Below are 16,407 nucleotides of genomic sequence, written 5' to 3'. Positions count from 1 at the left end.
GCGAAGCCTACGACGCGCCGTGCTCGGCCGAGCGGGAACCGTCTGCGGCCTGCCCGGTATTGCAACCCCAGCCATCGACCCGGTAGACGCCGTCACCGCTCAGACGCGCGTCGGCCGAAAGCAGCACCTCCGCCTCCAGCTGACGAATCTGCTTGGCCGAACTGCCGTCACCGCCGAGACGACGATCCGCGGGCCGCTCATACAGCGCGGCACCGCCGCACATGGCCTCAACGAACCGCTGCCGTCCCGCGAGCTGACGCTCCTGGGCCCGGCGCTGGTAGTCCGCACGCCGTGCCGGCTCGATCGCCTGGATGAACGCCTCCGAATGCACCACCGCGAGCAGCCCCGACACATGGCCGAAGCCGAGCGAGGTCACCAGACCGGCCTTGAGCGCGAACTTCTCGCCGAAGCGCAGGGTTTCACGCGCCCACACCAGGTGCGGATAGTCCTGCATCTTGTCATCGACGCAGTCCAAGCTGCGGTTCGGCGGCACAACGCCCTGCTCGAGCACCTGACACAGTCCGATCAGCTGGAAGGCCGCCGCACCACCCTTGGCGTGTCCGGTGAGGCTCTTCTGCGAGACCACGAACAGCGGTGCACCCGAGGAACGGCCGATCGCATCCGCCAACCGCTCGTGCAGTTCGGACTCGTTGGGATCGTTTGCCGCGGTCGAGGTGTCGTGCTTGGAGATGACCGCGATGTCGTCAGGACCGACGCCGAGCTTGCGCAGCTCGGCCGCGAAACGGGATTCGCGACCACCACGGCCGACACCGAGGGCACCGAGCCCGGGTGCCGGGATCGAGGTGTGCACGCCGTCGGCGAACGACTGCGCCCACGCCACCACGCCCAGCACCGGAAGCCCCATCTCCAGCGCGACATCACCGCGCGCCAGCAACACCGTGCCGCCGCCCTGCGATTCGACGAACCCGCCGCGACGGCGGTCGTTGGCGCGGGAGAAGTACCGGTCGCTGATGCCCTTGGCGCTCATCGCCGCCGAGTCCGCGGTGGCCGACATGTCACCGAAGCCCTTGATGCCCTCGATGCCCAGATCGTCGAAACCACCGGCGACAACCAGTTCGGCCTTGCCGAGCCGGATCTTGTCGACGCCTTCCTCGACCGACACCGCGGCGGTCGCGCAGGCGGCCACCGGGTGCACCATAGCGCCATAGCTGCCGATGTAGGACTGAACCACATGCGCCAGCGCCACATTCGGCAGCGCTTCCTGCAGGATGTCGTTCGGCGTCGGCTCGCCGAGCAGCGAGTCGATGTAGAGCGAACGCATCGCCGACATGCCGCCCATACCAGTGCCCTGGGTGTTGGCCACCAGCGACGGGTGCACCCAGCGCATCAGTTCGACCGGGCTGAACCCGGAACTGATGAACGCATCCACCGTGGTGACGATGTTCCACAGCGCGACCCGGTCCACCGATGCGGCCATATCGGCCGAGATACCCCAGATGGTGGGATCCCAGCCGGTGGGGATCTGGCCGCCGACGGTACGCGACAGCTTGGCCCGGCGCGGCACCCGAATCTCGGTGCCCGCCTTACGCGTTACCTTCCAGTCGCCGGAGTCCGGCACCGATTCGATCACCGTGTGCTCGGGGTCGGCGGCGTAGAAGGAACGTGCCTCGGCCTCGCCACCGACGGTGAACGACAGGTCCTGATCGAGGAACACCGACGTCATCAGCGGCGAGGTGTTCTCGACCATGGCACCGTCGTCGCCGTAGCGGCGCACACCGCAGCGCGCGACCACCGTGTCGTGGTACTTCTCCGCCAGCTCGGATTCGGGTACGTAATCACCGGATTCGGTGTCATACCAACCGGGCTTGGGATCGTTCTCCCAGGTGACCAGACCGGTAGTCCAGGCGAGTTCCAGCACGCCCGCGGCCGAGAGTTCGTCTTCGACCTCCATCTCGAAACGGGTACGCGAGGAGCCGTACGGGCCGAGCTCGCCCGCGCCGACGATAACCACCATGTCGGCGGGATCGGCGGTGACCGAACCCCATTCGGGTACCGGCAGCGCGGAGGTCAGGGTCGGAGGTGCGGGCAGCGCGGCGATGGTCACCCCGGCCTCGACCTCGTCGGTGTCGGCTGCTGCCGCCTCCTGAGCCTGCTTGGCCAGCGCGGGCAGGTCGAGCTTCGCCCGGGCCAGTCCGCCGGTCAGGTCGATCTGCTGGGGCGCGGCGGTAGTCACGGCGCGCGCCCGCGCATTGCACCACTTGAGCAGTTCGTCGGCCATTTCGGTGGTGGACCAGGTGTGCACACCGGCCTTTTCGACCGCCGCGACCATCGGATCGTTGTGGCCCATCAGCCCGGTGCCGCGCACCCAGCCGATCATCGCGTGTACCAGCGTGACCCGGGTCGACCAGGACTTCTCGGCCCGCCACTTGGCGACCACGGCGTCGAGGGCGGCCTTGGACTCACCGTAGGCGCCGTCGCCGCCGAACATGCCACGGTTGGGCGAACCCGGCAGCACCACATGCAGTTTCGAGTCGACATCATGATCGGCACCGAGCTGCGACAGCCCACCGATCAGCCGCTCCACCGACCAGAGCAGTACCCGCATCTCCATTTCGGCGCGGGAACCGGCATCGGCGAGGTCACCGGCCACCCGCGGCGCCGCGAACGGCAGCAGCAGGGTCGGTGTCATCGCGTCCTTGGTCTTGATCTTGGCGCCACCGGCGTTGTCGACCTGCTCGGTGCCGACCCAATCAATCAGCGCGTCGAGATCCTGGTAGGACGCCATGTTCGCGGGCACCACCCACAGGGCGGCACCGTGGCGGGCGTTTTCGCGGTAGAGCTTGCGGTAGAACCCGAGCCGCTCGTCATTGAGACCGGAGGTGGTGACCACCACGGTCGCACCGCCACCGAGCAGTCGACCGGTGACCGATGCCGCGATGGAACCCTTACTCGCGCCGGTGATTACGGCGATATCCTCCGACCACACGCCGGGCTCTTCGGTGTCGAGCGCGGCCTCGGCGATGCGTTCGTAGAGCCGGGCCAGCACCGAACGGGCCTCGTGCTTGGCACGCTCGCGCCACCAGTTCGCTTGCGCGGCAACGGCTTCGCCCGCACCGAGGAACCCGGTAACCGGGCCGTCGGCCGAACCGGCGTCATCGAGGAGCCACAGCTTCGCGAGGTCCTCACGCGCGGTGGCCCAGCGATCGTCGATCAGCACCGCCTTGCGGGCGTCGAACGCGGGCGCGACCAATCGCGGCCAGTCCGAACCGAGTTCGGCCGACACCAGATCGACAAGCCCGTCGTCGGTGGCCTCCGGCGCGGATACCCGCTCGCTGAGCCCCAGCTGCTCGAGCACGACTCGCGCCGCGGTTGCCAGCACGCCGTCGCGTCCGGTGATCTGTTCGGTGAACTCGCCCAGCGCGGCCGCGTCCACGGTCGCGCCACCGCCACCACCGGCCGACGGCATCGACACGGCCACGCCGCGCCGGGCCGCGACGGCCTGCACCGCGGCATCGATGGCCGCGTCGACCGACGCGGCGTCGCTCACGCTGGACACCAGCCCGCCGAGATCACCACCGCGCACGCTGACACCCTCACGGGTGCCGAGCGATACCTCGGCGGTCACATGGTTGGCCCAGCCGTCGCCGAGTTCCCAGACCTTCTTGACGCGCTCACCGATGGCGGCAGGCCGCTTGCCGGATGGACCGAACACCTTGCGCAGGTGATCACCGATGGCATCCGACAGCACCGAACCGAACGGCTTGTAGGTGCGGGCCAGCCGCTCGACGGTGGCCGACAGCGCACCCATGTCGGCGTCGGCGGCACCGTCGATGGCGCCGAGCGACAGCTCCGAGCCGAGGTCGACCAGCAGCTGGTTGCGGCGCGATGAAACACCGTCGCACAGTCCCTCGATGGTGTCGACCGGGCCGATCTGGTCCATGCGCAGCTTGGTCCACAGCGCGATGAGCACGCGGGTGGCGTCGGCGGCGGTGAACGAAATATCGTCCGGGCGTGGGCCACCCGAGCTCGGCGCGGGCGCGGCGACCGGCGCGGCGACCGCGGCGGTGGTGGCGGGCGCGGATTCGGCAGGCTCGTCGACCGGTTCGTCGACGGGCGCGGGATCGGTGTCGGTGGAGTAGACGACGCCCGCTTCGCGCTCGATATTGAGCACCTCGACCGACGCGGTGGCGAAGTTCGGCAACTTCAGTGTCTGGCTGGCCAGGTTCGCGACGGTCGGCGTTACGCCGACACCGATTTCGACGAATCGCTCGACACCGAGTCCACCGTGCGCGATGTCGGTGAACAGCAGGTCCTGGGTCTCGATCCAGCGAACCGGGCTGGCGAACTGCCAGGCCAGCAGCTCGATGAGCACCACACGGCACAGCTCCGTCGGACGCGAGGCCCAACTGTCGAAATCGGCGAGCACGGCGTCGAGTGGCTGCGAGGGCACCAGATCCGCGATCTCCTGGATGAAGTCACGCTCCAGCGAGAAAGGCTTCGGCACCAGGTTCGGAATGTAGCGTCCGACCAGGATTTCCGGGTGCAGATCCTCCGGCAGCAGCTGTTCGAGCTTCTGGCGGAACTCCGGCACGCCCCGGCGCAGCACGGTCGAGTGGAACGGCACGTCGATGCCGGGCACCAGGATGAATGCCCGCTTACCACCGAATTCGGCACGGCGCCGGTCGATTTCGGTCTCGAGAGCTTCGAGGCCTGCGACGGTACCCGCGATCGCGTACTGCGAACCACGCAGGTTCAGGTTGACGACCTCGAGGAATTCGCCGACGCGCTCGCCGATACCCGACACGAAGCCGATGACCTCGTCATCGGGCAGCCCGATCTGCGAGGGACGAATGGCGGCCATCCGATAGTCGCTGCGGCCCTGCGCATCACGCGGTACCAGCTCATGCATCGCCGAACCACGCTGGAACACGACCTCGAGCACCGCCTCCAACGGCAGCACGCCCGCCACCGCGGCGAGTGCGTTGTACTCACCAACCGAATGCCCGGCAAGCATGGCGCCCTCGACGAACGCACCGGCCTCACGCAGTTCGGCGACCTGTGCCACGCCGAGCACCGCCATCGCCACCTGGGTGAACTGGGTCAGGTGCAGGACGCCATCGGGGTGCCGGTGTTCCACACCACGCGCCTTGAGATAGGTCGGATTGTCCCGCACCACCGCGAGGATCGAAAAGCCGAGTGCCGCACGGGTGTGCTTGTCGGCACGCTCCCAGATCTGCTTGGCGGCCTTCGAGCGCGCGCGGGCGTCCAGGCCCATGCCCTTGCGCTGGATACCCTGGCCGGGGAAAGCGTAGACCGTGCGCGGGGCCGAGGTCCGGCCGGTCGCGGTCATCACCAGATCACCGTCGGCCCGGCAGGACACCTCGACGATCTCGCTGCCCGATTCCACCGCGATCCGCTCGACGCGTACGTCGATGTCAGCGCCGGGACGCACCATGCCGAGGAATCGGGTAGTCCACGCGGTCACCGTGCGCGCGGGCACCGTCGCCGACGGGTCGACCGCCGACACCGCGTGTTGTGCGGCGGCCGAGAGCCACATGCCGTGCACGATCGGGCTACCCAGTCCCGCCAACTTGGCGGCGGCGTCGCTGGTGTGGATGGGGTTATGGTCCCCCGACACCGTGGCGAACGCGCGCATGGTGCGCGGCGCGACCATCTTGACGTCGCGGCGACGCCTGCGGGGAGTGTCGGTGGCAGCGTCGGACAGCACGCCGCCCGCACGCGGCGGATCGGTGAGCTCACCAACACCGTTGCGGCCACGGATGGCAAAGCGTTCGGTCAGTGTCGCGAGAGTCGGCATGGACAGCCCGGTTTCGGGCTTGTCGAGCATGCCGGTGACCTTCACCCGCACCTCGACGACCCGGCCCATATCGGTGTCGATCGTTTCGCCCGCCTCGGCGCGCACCACGAGAACACTGGTGTCGGTGGGCAGTTCGCCGATCAGCGCGATCTGATGGTCGAGGTGGACCAAATCGAGCATGCCCTCGATGACGCTGGCGTCATCGGCGGTGCGAGAGGCGCCGAGCACGGCGAACACGGCGGGCCAGCAGGCACCGACGAGGACGTCGGGAACAGTGCGGCCGAGCGTGCTCAGAGCCGCGGGCAGACCCGAGCTGGTAACGCCCGCGTGATCGGCGATGAGGTCCGGGGTCCACGCCACATTGAGGTGCGCGACCTTCCCCTTCACCTCGGGCAGCGACTGGCCCGCGGCGACCGCGAGCAGCGCGGACATAGCGGTGTCGGCATCGGCCTCGGTAATGACTGGCGCGCCACCATTGTAGGAGGAAACCGGGACGGTGATCCGAATGCGGACTGCATCGCGACCGAGCAGCGGCACCGTCAGCTCGACGTAGGAATCCTCGACATCCGGTCCGGTGGTCTCGACCAGCGTCGCGCCGGTCGGCGGGTGCTGCGCACCCGCGCCGTCGACGGTCCACTCGGCGAGATCGCCGAGCCGGTGTACCGGGTTGATGGTGGTACGTCCGGACCATGCCACGTCCGGCGCGGCCAGCACGGTATCGATGACACCCGCTGTCACACCGGCGGCACGACGCGCGTCGACCGCGGCCGGCACGACACCGGCGCGCACGAGTGAGTACGCGGCGTCCTGCTCGAATCGGTCCAGCAGCTCACCGACCGGCTCATCCACCCGGGTAATACCCGCGACGGCAACCGTGCCGGGAATGACACACACCTGATCGGCGGAGTACCGCGAATCATGCGCCTGCCACAGCGAATCGGAGCGCCACCAGCGCCGCACATCGCCGTCCACGACCGGAACGAAATTGACCGGCTTGCCCGGCGTCTTGCACAGGGAGATGAAGAACGGCACGTCGGCCGGGTGCAGCAGGGTCTGTTCGGCGGCGGGGTACTGCTTCTTCAGGGTGCACAGTGCCTCGACCGGATGCTCGAAGTCCGCGTCGCCGGCGAACAGCGTCGGGATCTCGCCGCGATCGGCGGGGTTGAGCCGAGATTCGGTGCGGCGCACCATCTCCGCGAATCGGTCACGCCAGGTGATGTCGAGCCACACCGAACTGGTGGCGTCGAGGATGGCGTCGCCGAGGTCGCTGCCGCAGTCGAAGTCCTTACGCCGGTCCAGACCGACCGCGAGCTCCACATAACGCTCGAGCCAGTCCAGGTAGGTCATGGTGGTGAGATCACCGAAGTACGGCTTGGCGGTGGCGTCGAGTGCCGCGATGATCTCCTCGCGACGCTCGGCGACCGCGTCGGCATCACCGGCGACCTCGTCGAGCAGTCGGCCCGTACGTGAGGCCGCGTTGTCGATTTCGTGGATATCGGCGCCCAATTGGCTACGGCCCGAAGCCATACCACCGTTCGCGGTGCCGGCACCGACCCAATCCGGGGTGCCGGGGGTGTCGACGAGCAGCTGCTTCACCTCGGGTGCGGTGGTGGCCTCCAACGTCGCCATGGCGGCGGTACCGACCAGCACACCATCCAGCGGCATCACCGGATAGCCGTACGGCACCGCCCATTCGCCGGTCAGGTATTCGGTGGCCCGTTCCGGGGTGCCGATGCCGCCGCCGACGCACACCACCACATTGTCGCGGCTACGCAGCTCGGCGTAGGTCGCGAGCAGCAGGTCGTCGAGGTCCTCCCACGAATGGTGCCCACCGGCGCGGCCGCCCTCGATATGCATGATCACCGGGTAGGCCGGCACCTCGTCGGCAATGCGCAGCACCGCGCGGATCTGCGCGACGGTGCCGGGCTTGAACGCCACATGGGTGATACCGACCTCGGTCAGCTCCTCGATGAGCCCGACGGCCTCCTCGAGTTCCGGAATGCCCGCGGTGACGATGACACCGTCGAACGGCGCGCCCGCCGCACGGGCCTTCTGTACCAGTCGCTTACCGCCCAGCTGCAGCTTCCACAGATACGGGTCGAGGAACAGGGAGTTGAACTGCACCGTGCGTCCCGGATGCAGCAGCGTCTTCAGCTCGGCCACCCGGTCGGCGAAGATCTGTTCAGTCACCTGGCCGCCACCGGCCAGCTCCGCCCAGTGGCCCGCGTTAGCCGCTGCCGCAACGATTTTCGCGTCAACGGTGGTCGGGGTCATGCCCGCGAGCAGGATCGGCGAACGACCGGTCAACCTGGTGAACGCGGTCTCGACCACGATCCGTCCATTCGGCAACCGCACCGGCCGCGGCGCGAACGTCGTCCACGGCGCCGCCACCTCCGGTGCCGCACCCGGGGTCAGCAGCGCACGCTGCCCGGCGCGGGTCGCCGCCGCGACGGTGCCGACGCCGGTGCCCTTGACCGAGCCGCCGGTCAGCCTGCTGAGCAGATCGCCGGGCCCGAGATCCAGAATCCACTGCGCGCCCGCGGAAACCACGCCGTCCACGATCTCGACCCAGTCGATCGGGTCGACCAGGATCTCCTTGGTCAGCGCACCGGCCAGTTCCGCGTCGATGCCACACTGGGTCGCCCAGCCGGCCACCAGATCTACCGTGTCCGCCAGCGCCGGATGGTGGAACGCGATATCGACGTCCACATCCTCGAAGACCGGTGCGAATACCGCGCCGCCACGCGCCTTCGCGTCACGCTCGCGGGACTGTTCGTCGTGAATCTGCAGGCACCGCTGTCGCACTCGCTCCAGCTGGGCCGGCGCACCCGACAGCACCACGCGCCGCCGCCCGTTGCGAATCGAAACCACTGCCGCCGCAGCCGGATCCACACCTTCGGACACCTCGGCCACAACCGCGCGCAGCTGCTCGGGGTCCACATTCGACACCGCGACCATCGGCGAGTTCTCGCCCACCGGCATCAGGCCGCGCCGCCGCGCCACCAACCCCGCCGCGGCACCGATCAATTGCGCCACCGCGAGCAGCTCGGCGTCGCGCTGCCCCTCGGCCTGCACTGCGGTCGCGGCAAGGCGTCCCTGCGAATGACCGACAACCGCCACCGGCGCGTGCTCGGTCGAATCGAGCCCCTGCAATCGCAGCGCCCGCACGGCCGCCAATTGGGTCAGCAGCACACCCGGCATCGACACAACCGCCGAGCGGAGCACATCTTTCGAGGGGGCCGCCGAGGCCACCGTCTCGTCACCGTCGACCAGCTCGTCCTCGAGCATCCAGCCGACCGGGTCGAAACCGGCCGGTCGCACCACAAGCAGTTGCGTCGCAACGGGTTCCAGCAGCGCGGCCGCCTCGTTGACCAATGCGGTCAGCTCTGGTTCCAGCGCGCTGTCACGCCCGATCTCCTCCAGCTCGCGCAGCCACTGCGCGCCCTGTCCACCGAACGCCAACGCATACGGCGTCCCGTTCAACAGCCGATCAAGCAGCGGCGAACGCGACGCCCCTACCTTCGCGCTCTGTCCGGTCCCGGTCTCGGTGCTCTCGTTGATCGTCAAGACGCTTCGTCTTCCTTCTCTTGGCGACATGCCCTCGCGAGACACGCCGCTCCCTCCGGTGCGCGGGTGTACCTCAACCAATAGGCCTTATATAGGCGAGGATGACACAAAATCATGAGGAAATCCTCACGTTTGCCCACCGCGAGCCATCTCGGCGCCGGATATTTCTGCACGGTGGTACCAGAATAAAAAGAAACATGACTTGTCCTCATGTTTGAACCCGCTGGTCGACCCGGTTACCAACACGTATGAAACATGAGCGCCCCTCATGTTGCCCGTAACTAAATCGTTATAATCCCAGGTGGAGTTACTCGCGAGTACGCCACACCAGGGGGGCGCTTCACGATCACGGTCGAGCCCGGTAGTCTTTGGACGGTCGTACCACCACGCGCGAGTGGCGAAATTGGCAGACGCGCCAGATTTAGGTTCTGGTGTCCACGGACGTAGGGGTTCAAGTCCCCTCTCGCGCACAGATTCCCGTCATACGTGACACAAATCCGCACACTGTGTGCGAGAGCCCTCGCACACACCGGAGCCGACTAGCGGAAATGCATCCTGACCTGCATCGATTCCTGGCACATCTGCCAGATCACGACACATCTACCCCCCCTGCGAAAAGTTTGCCGGCGAAGGTGATCGGCGATGATCGCGCCGGTCACCCCGCCGCACTCACCGTTGCGGGAACTCATTAACAGACCACAGGTCACGAACCGCGTGGTCCGTACCTCCGATGACTGGATTGTGTCACTATTGAGTGTTAGATTGGGCATACGCCCAAGGCGATTGTCCAATCCGCTCGACGAGAGGAACATGATGGTCACGGCGGCTGAGCAGGGCGAAGAGACTCGCGCGCGATTGATGGCGGCGGCGACCGACTCGATCGCCGAGTTCGGCTGGGGCGCGGTGACCACGCGAATGGTGGCCGAACGCGCCGGACTGCGCCCCGGGCTGGTGCACTACCACTTCCACTCGGTGACCGACCTACTGATCGATGCGTCCCTGCAGATGGCACGCACCGAATACGCGAACGTGATGGCCGGGGTATTCGCGGCGTCGGGACCGGCCGCGATGACCCAGATCCTCACCGCCATAGGCTCCTACACCGCAACCGATCCGGCGACCGTCGCCATGAGCGAAATGATGCTGGCCGCCACCCGGCACGAACGGCTGCGCGACGAACTGCGCCAATTCGTCGTGGAAGTCAGGACCGCGCTGACGGATTGGTTCCGCGACCAGCAGGTCGTGGCCGACCCGGAGGCCACTGCGACGGTGGTGCTGGCGCTTATCGACGGACTGATCCTGCACCGAATGATCGACCCCGCCCTGAGGTCGGTGGATGTGACCGGCCCGCTGCTGCGCGCGGCAGGGCTGACCGAAAGCGTTGCGAGCGAAGGGAACTGCGATGTCCATACACCAGAAGGCGAGCACGACGGCGACTGACCGAGGAGCACCGACATGACCAACACAAACCTCGCAACCCGGATCGGCGCCCGCGCGTTGCAGACCCGATGGCTGGTCCGCACCCCGATCTGGATCTACCGCGCCGGACTCGGATTCCTCTTCGGCTCCCGGCTACTGATGCTCGAACACACCGGACGCCACAGCGGCGCACAACGATTCGTCGTCCTCGAAGTCGTCGACAAACCCCAACCGGACGAGTACGTCATCGTCTCCGGATTCGGCACCACAGCACAGTGGTACCGCAACATCCAAGCCAACCCACAGGTGCGCATCTCCACCGGATTCACTCGCGCCACCACAGCGACCGCCACACCGATGACCGACGACGAATCCACCACCGCACTCGCCCACTACATCCAGCACCACCCCAAAGCATGGAACAAACTCCGCACCACCATCGAACAAGCCACCAGCCGACCCGTCGACACCCTCCCCATGGTCAAGATACGAACCCACCCCAACCCCTGACCCGTCTCCCCCGATGGGATTGTCGGGTGCAGGGCTACACGTCAGACGTGTTCGAACTCAGCGGATTCCTGAGCCTCGAGGCCGCAAGGATCTTATGAGCTGCACTGACCGCTCGGTCCGCTTTCAATGCCATATCCTTGTGTCCCGGAGTCCACTTCAGCATTTCTTGTTGCACCTCGGCGATATCGACATCCTCGCCATGCACGACACGGGTACCGGCGTCGAGAGTCTTGGAGAATTCGGTATCCCCCCAGTCCGCACAAAGAGCATGCCCACGGACTTTAACTCTGGGCAGCATGTCCAGCGAGTGCCCCTCATCAAAACACACACTGGATTGCGGTGGCATACGGCGTGCTGCGAGTCGGTGTCCGTGAGCACACACTTTTGACCGCTAAGCGGTTTCTTCCTGGTCGACCGATCCGCCATCTACGATCGAGGATTCAAGTGCGCGAAGCAGTTTAGCCAGATCCTTGCGTTTTGCGACGCTCAGGCCCGCAAGCAGCGCGTTTCCATTCTCAAAATGGTCATCGGCGACGCGGTTGACGAGTTGGAGTCCCTCGTCTGTTAGATGCACATATACAACGCGCCTGTCATCACTGTCACGCTCGCGCTTCACCAGACCAGCTTGCTCGAGCTTGTCGACACGTAGAGTGATTCCACCGCTCGTGAGCAGAGCCGTCTCTGCCAGTTGCCCAGCCGTCATTTGATATGGAGCGCCGGAACGGCGGAGCGCAGCAAGCACATCGAAAGCGGCAACATTTAATCCATAAGAACCCAACAATGACGAGAGCAGCGCCTGATACTGGAGATAACAGCGATGCATCCGACCAAAGACTTCCATGGAGGACACGTCGAGTTCCGGCCGTTCACGCGCCCAATCATTCACCGCCTCGTCGACGGCGTCTAAATTCAGCTCTCTACCGATTCCCATTTCCATCCTCGTCGAATGCTACGCAACCAAAAACGGCGTGAACCCAATCATGCAACCATGGCTAACCCTTATCACGTCCCGACAGCGCAATTGCGTCGATCTCAACCGTTGCCTCATAAGGAAGCTTGCTGACTTCAAGGAAGGTGCGCGCCGGGCGGGACTCTGTGAAGACCCTCTCAAACTGACGATTCGCCTCCTCCCGCAATGAGATGTCGGTTACATAATAGGTAAGCTTGACCACTTGATTGAGTTCGCCACCGACAACAGCGAGCCGCTCGAGCATTCGATCCACCGCGGCATCAAGAGCCTCCATGCGACCCGGGACGGCAACTCCGCCAGAATCGATAGAGAGCGCACCTGAGACGAAGATCAAGTCTCCAGCGACTACTGCAGGACTGTATGGATGCTGCGTAGAGACACTGGTCAAAGAAACGTTGGACATGATGCATGCTCACTTTCGAATGGTCGATGCGATTCAACCGACATGTTCAATGATTCAATCAATAGGAAGGTGCCCGGGTTTAACCAATCAGAATTGCCACCTTCCCTCGATACGCCGGACCCAGCCCGAGGTGTCCGATCGTTGCGGGGGTCGGCACTTCACCCGCGAAATCGTGCGTCGGACAACAGGTTCCGTTCATTCCAACGGCACGTGCCAGGCGTCGTATTCGTACACCCAGTCGCCGTTGCCCGCTACCTTCAGCCACTCGTTGGACCGTGAGCCGCGTTGGATGCGGGAGGTCCGCTGCAGTCGTGTCTCCTGGTAGGTCTGCAGGGCGACCGCGGGATCGTCGAACAGGCTCAGGCAGCGGGACAGGACGACGGCATCTTCGATGGCCATGCCGGCGCCCTGCGCCATGAACGGCATCATCGGATGTGCGGCGTCGCCGAGGAGCACCGACCGTCCGTCGGTCCACGACGCCAGCGGATCCCGAACGTAGAGCGCCGATTTCAGGACGTCGTCGCACGCGTCCAGCAGGGCCCGCGCCTCGGGGTGGAAGTCGCGGTACAGCTCGCGCAGTTCGGTGACGGAACCGGGTGTGGTCCACGATTCCTCGGTCCATTCCTCCTGGCCGCAGGTAGCGAAGACGAAGATGTCCTTGCCCTGGTTGAGGGGAAACGTCACGATCTGCGTCGAACTGTTCGGACCCCACCACTTGGTGAAGCAGTCGAGGTTGGGGAGCTCGCCGACACGTTCGGTGGGGACGACCGCACGGAATGCGACGACGCCGGTGAACGTCGGCTGGTCCCGTCCGAGGAGCGCCGTGCGGACCGCGGAGTGGATGCCGTCGGCGCCGACGATCACGTCGGCCGAAGCCGCACTGCCGTCGGTGAACTCGATGCGTCCGTCCGCGATGCTGCCGACCCGTCGGTCCATTTCGACGGCACCCGACGGCAGCCGGTTCTCGAGCGCGGTCATGAGATCGCCCCGGTGCATGGTCAACTGCGGAGCACCGTATTGCTGTTCTGCGCTGTCGCCCATCGGCAGCCGGGACGTCTCGGCTCCCGTGTCCCATGTGCGGCTGATCCGGAACTGCGGCCGGGCGGCGGATTCGCGGATCGCCGGTCCGACACCCAGTCCGTCGAGCGCCCGGACTGCATTGGGTGTGAGGTTGATGTCGGCGCCGACGCGGGCGAACTGCCTCGCCTGCTCGTAGACCGTGACGTCGAGGCCGAACTTCCGAAGGGCGATCGCCGTGGCGAGCCCGCCGATGCCGCCGCCGCACACTCCAACTGTGGTCATTTCGATTCCTTTCCGGGGACTGTCACCGGCGGTGTGAACGGAGCCGGCATCTCGCCGAACGCGGCGAGGTCGACCTCGACGATCACCGGGGCCTGCCGCGACACAGCGTCGGCGAGCACACCGTGTGCCTCGGCCGCACCGCCGATCCGCAGGTACGGGACGCCGATGGACTGTGCCAGCAACGGGAAGTCGGGGGTGACCAGGTCGACGCCGTACGTATCGGCGCCGCTGCCCTTCTGCATGTTCCGCAATACCCCGTAGCCCCCGTCGTTGAATACCAGCAGTACCAGCCACGGCTTCTCTTGCGCCATGGTCAGGATCTCGCCGAAGTGCACGGCCAGGCCGCCGTCTCCGACCAGGGCCAGGGTGGGTCGGGTCTCGTCCGCCAACGCGGACCCGATCGCCATACCCAAACCCTGTCCGATGCCGCCGCCGCGAGGGAAGACATTGGACTTGGGGTCGAACATCGGTAGCAGCCGATTGCCCCAGGAACTCGACGCGATGGTGACATCACGAGCAATTACAGAATCGTGTGGGAATGCGGCGCGCACGGCGTCGCACAGCACAGCGTGGTCGCCGAGGCCGGCGCGTTGCTTACTGCGGACGAGTTCGCGGGTGGTGCGGGCGCGTTCGGTCCACGCGGCGTCGACGGGCGCCAACTCCGACAGCGACCGCAGGAACGTCGCAATATCGGCGGTTACCCCGGCCTGCGCCGGGTAGACGCGTCCGATGGCCGCCGAGTCGAGGTCCACCTGCACGTGCACCGCAGGGATGGGCATCGCGTAGTCGCCGGTCTCGTTGGACCGGAAGTGCGTCCCCAGCGACAGCAGCAGGTCGGCGTCCTGGAGGAGTTCCCGCCCGGCGGGGGTATTGCCGTAGTTGCCGATGCACAGCGGGTGATCCTCCGGTACCGCGCCACGCCCGGAGTTGCTGGTGAGCAACGGGATTCCCCACCGCTCCAGCAGCGCGGTCAGTTCCGCTCCGGCGCGTGCCACACCGCCGCCGGCCCAAATCATTGGGCGTTTCGCCGAGCGCAGCAGAGCTACGGCGACCGCGAGTTCGTCAGCGTCGGCGGTCCGCGCTGTTTCGACAACTGGCTCGACCACGTCGATGACGTGCTCTGCATACTGGAGGTCGATGGGCCACTCGATACTCGACGGACCGCCGGGTGCAGCGAGCGCGGCGGCAATACCCTCACGCAACACCTTCCCCGCACTGTCGGTGTCGAGGATGGTGGCGGCGTGCTTCGACGTTGCCGTCAGCATGCCGAGCTGGTCCTTGGTCTCGTGGATGAATCCGCGACCCGATCCCAGGTAGCGGCTCTCGACGTTGCCCGTCACGTGCAGCACCGACGTTCCCGCGCTGAGGGATTCGATCAGCGACCCCGCGGCGTTACCGGCTCCGGTCCCGGTGCTCGTGAGGGCGCAGCCCAAGCCCCCCGTGGCCCGGGCATATCCGTCCGCGGCGCTGACCGCGGTGGCCTCGTGCCGCACGGGCACGAACCGCAACTGCTTGCTTACCGCCTCGACAAGCGGCTGGTTGTGGACGCTGACGATTCCGAAGACGGTGTCGACGCCGGCCTCCCGCAGCACCTGCACCAGCAGGTCACCGCCGTTGCCAACAGACATGGTGTTCCTCTCAGACATAGCGGGCGACGCCTCCGCAGACGTCGATGCTGGTACCCGTCACGTACGACGAGCGGGGGGACAGCAGGGTCACGATCATGGCGGCCACCTCATCGGCTCGGCCGAACCGACCGAGACCGATGCCACGGTCCTTGGCGATCTCCGACTCCCAATCTTCGAAGGACGCATCGGTGCCGGACTCCTCGTAGCGGCGCCGCCACTGACCGGTATCGACCAGTCCGAGCGACACCGAGTTGACGCGGATACCGTCGCCGGCGAGCTCGAGCGACAACGACTTGCTGAGGTTGAGCAACCCGGCGCGGGCCGCACTGGTGGTGACCAGCCTCGGCTCAGGCTGGCGCGCCAACACCGCCGAGATGTTGACGATGGACGCGGCGTCAGACTTGCGCAGCAGGGGCAGTGCGGCGTCAACGGTATTGAGGACGCTGGAGAACTTGAGGTCCAGTTCGTCGCGCCAGTCGTCGAGAGTTGCCTCGCCACGCGGGACCATACGGGACTTACCTGCGTTGTTAACCAACCCATCGAGGGCGCCGAACCGTGCGACACCCGCCTCGACCAGCGCGCCGACCGCAACAGGGTCCCGCACATCGCAAGAGCCGGTGTGTACCCGCTCGCTGCCGGGCAGCGTTGCGATCACGGCGTCGAGCCGGTTGCGGTCGCGCGCGCAGGTGATGACGTTGGCGCCCTCCTCGAGCAGCAAGGCCACGGTGGCCAGCCCGACACCGGAACTGCCCCCGGTCACCAGGTGCGTGCGGTCTTTCAGTTGCAGGTCCACAACCTGCCCCTCTCGTTTGACTCGTCTGGTAACAAT

At 66.4% G+C, this 16,407-nt stretch carries 8 protein-coding genes and 1 tRNA gene; 3 read left to right on the top strand and 6 right to left on the bottom strand.

What is annotated here, in order from left to right:
* Window positions 1-7: 7 nt before the first annotated feature.
* A complete protein-coding gene (locus LKE06_RS13490; RefSeq protein WP_227998975.1) occupies window positions 8-9,346 on the bottom strand; it encodes a type I polyketide synthase in 9,339 nt (3,112 codons plus the stop codon).
* Between the two features lie 388 nt (window positions 9,347-9,734).
* Here LKE06_RS13490 and LKE06_RS13485 point away from each other — a divergent pair.
* The 3 genes from LKE06_RS13485 to LKE06_RS13475 all read left to right on the top strand — a co-directional run bounded on the left by LKE06_RS13485 (window position 9,735) and on the right by LKE06_RS13475 (window position 11,275).
* Window positions 9,735-9,816 (top strand) — tRNA-Leu (locus tag LKE06_RS13485).
* A 343-nt stretch (window positions 9,817-10,159) separates the two neighbouring features.
* The gene (locus LKE06_RS13480; RefSeq protein ID WP_227998974.1) at window positions 10,160-10,786 is read left to right on the top strand and encodes a TetR/AcrR family transcriptional regulator; all 627 of its coding nucleotides are present in this window, start codon (window positions 10,160-10,162) and stop codon (window positions 10,784-10,786) included.
* 15 nt (window positions 10,787-10,801) lie between these two features.
* Complete coding sequence (locus LKE06_RS13475) at window positions 10,802-11,275, top strand: nitroreductase family deazaflavin-dependent oxidoreductase (RefSeq protein ID WP_227998973.1); 474 nt, start codon at window positions 10,802-10,804, stop codon at window positions 11,273-11,275.
* A gap of 391 nt (window positions 11,276-11,666) precedes the next feature.
* Here the strand turns inward: LKE06_RS13475 and LKE06_RS13470 are convergent, their stop codons facing one another.
* From LKE06_RS13470 to LKE06_RS13450, 5 genes are all read right to left on the bottom strand, one after another.
* Window positions 11,667-12,206: a MarR family winged helix-turn-helix transcriptional regulator gene (locus LKE06_RS13470; RefSeq protein ID WP_227999433.1), complete on the bottom strand. Its 540-nt coding sequence runs from the start codon at window positions 12,204-12,206 to the stop codon at window positions 11,667-11,669.
* Window positions 12,207-12,267: 61 nt separating this feature from the next.
* Window positions 12,268-12,648 (bottom strand): RidA family protein, encoded by a 381-nt coding sequence (locus LKE06_RS13465; protein WP_227998972.1) that lies wholly within the window; start codon window positions 12,646-12,648, stop codon window positions 12,268-12,270.
* A 195-nt stretch (window positions 12,649-12,843) separates the two neighbouring features.
* Window positions 12,844-13,950, bottom strand: coding sequence for an FAD-dependent monooxygenase (locus LKE06_RS13460; RefSeq protein WP_227998971.1), 1,107 nt, complete (start codon window positions 13,948-13,950; stop codon window positions 12,844-12,846).
* Complete coding sequence (locus LKE06_RS13455; RefSeq protein ID WP_227998970.1) at window positions 13,947-15,596, bottom strand: thiamine pyrophosphate-binding protein; 1,650 nt, start codon at window positions 15,594-15,596, stop codon at window positions 13,947-13,949. Before LKE06_RS13455 ends, LKE06_RS13460 begins: the two co-directional genes overlap by 4 nt.
* Window positions 15,589-16,371, bottom strand: a complete 783-nt coding sequence (locus LKE06_RS13450) for an SDR family oxidoreductase (protein ID WP_227998969.1) — start codon at window positions 16,369-16,371, stop codon at window positions 15,589-15,591. Before LKE06_RS13450 ends, LKE06_RS13455 begins: the two co-directional genes overlap by 8 nt.
* Window positions 16,372-16,407 lie beyond the last annotated feature (36 nt).

The organism is Nocardia australiensis (assembly GCF_020733705.1).
Classification (GTDB): Bacteria; Actinomycetota; Actinomycetes; order Mycobacteriales; family Mycobacteriaceae; genus Nocardia; species Nocardia australiensis.
The sequence above is the reverse complement of the archived record's forward strand: the minus strand, read 5'-3'. Positions and strand labels throughout refer to the sequence as shown.

Coding starts and splice junctions, on each gene's coding strand:
- LKE06_RS13480 (WP_227998974.1), top strand. CDS start 10,160: ATGGTCACGGCGGCTGAGCAGGGCGAAGAGACTCGCGCGCGATTGATG.
- LKE06_RS13475 (WP_227998973.1), top strand. CDS start 10,802: ATGACCAACACAAACCTCGCAACCCGGATCGGCGCCCGCGCGTTGCAG.
- LKE06_RS13470 (WP_227999433.1), bottom strand. CDS start 12,206: ATGGGAATCGGTAGAGAGCTGAATTTAGACGCCGTCGACGAGGCGGTG.
- LKE06_RS13465 (WP_227998972.1), bottom strand. CDS start 12,648: ATGTCCAACGTTTCTTTGACCAGTGTCTCTACGCAGCATCCATACAGT.
- LKE06_RS13460 (WP_227998971.1), bottom strand. CDS start 13,950: ATGACCACAGTTGGAGTGTGCGGCGGCGGCATCGGCGGGCTCGCCACG.
- LKE06_RS13455 (WP_227998970.1), bottom strand. CDS start 15,596: ATGTCTGAGAGGAACACCATGTCTGTTGGCAACGGCGGTGACCTGCTG.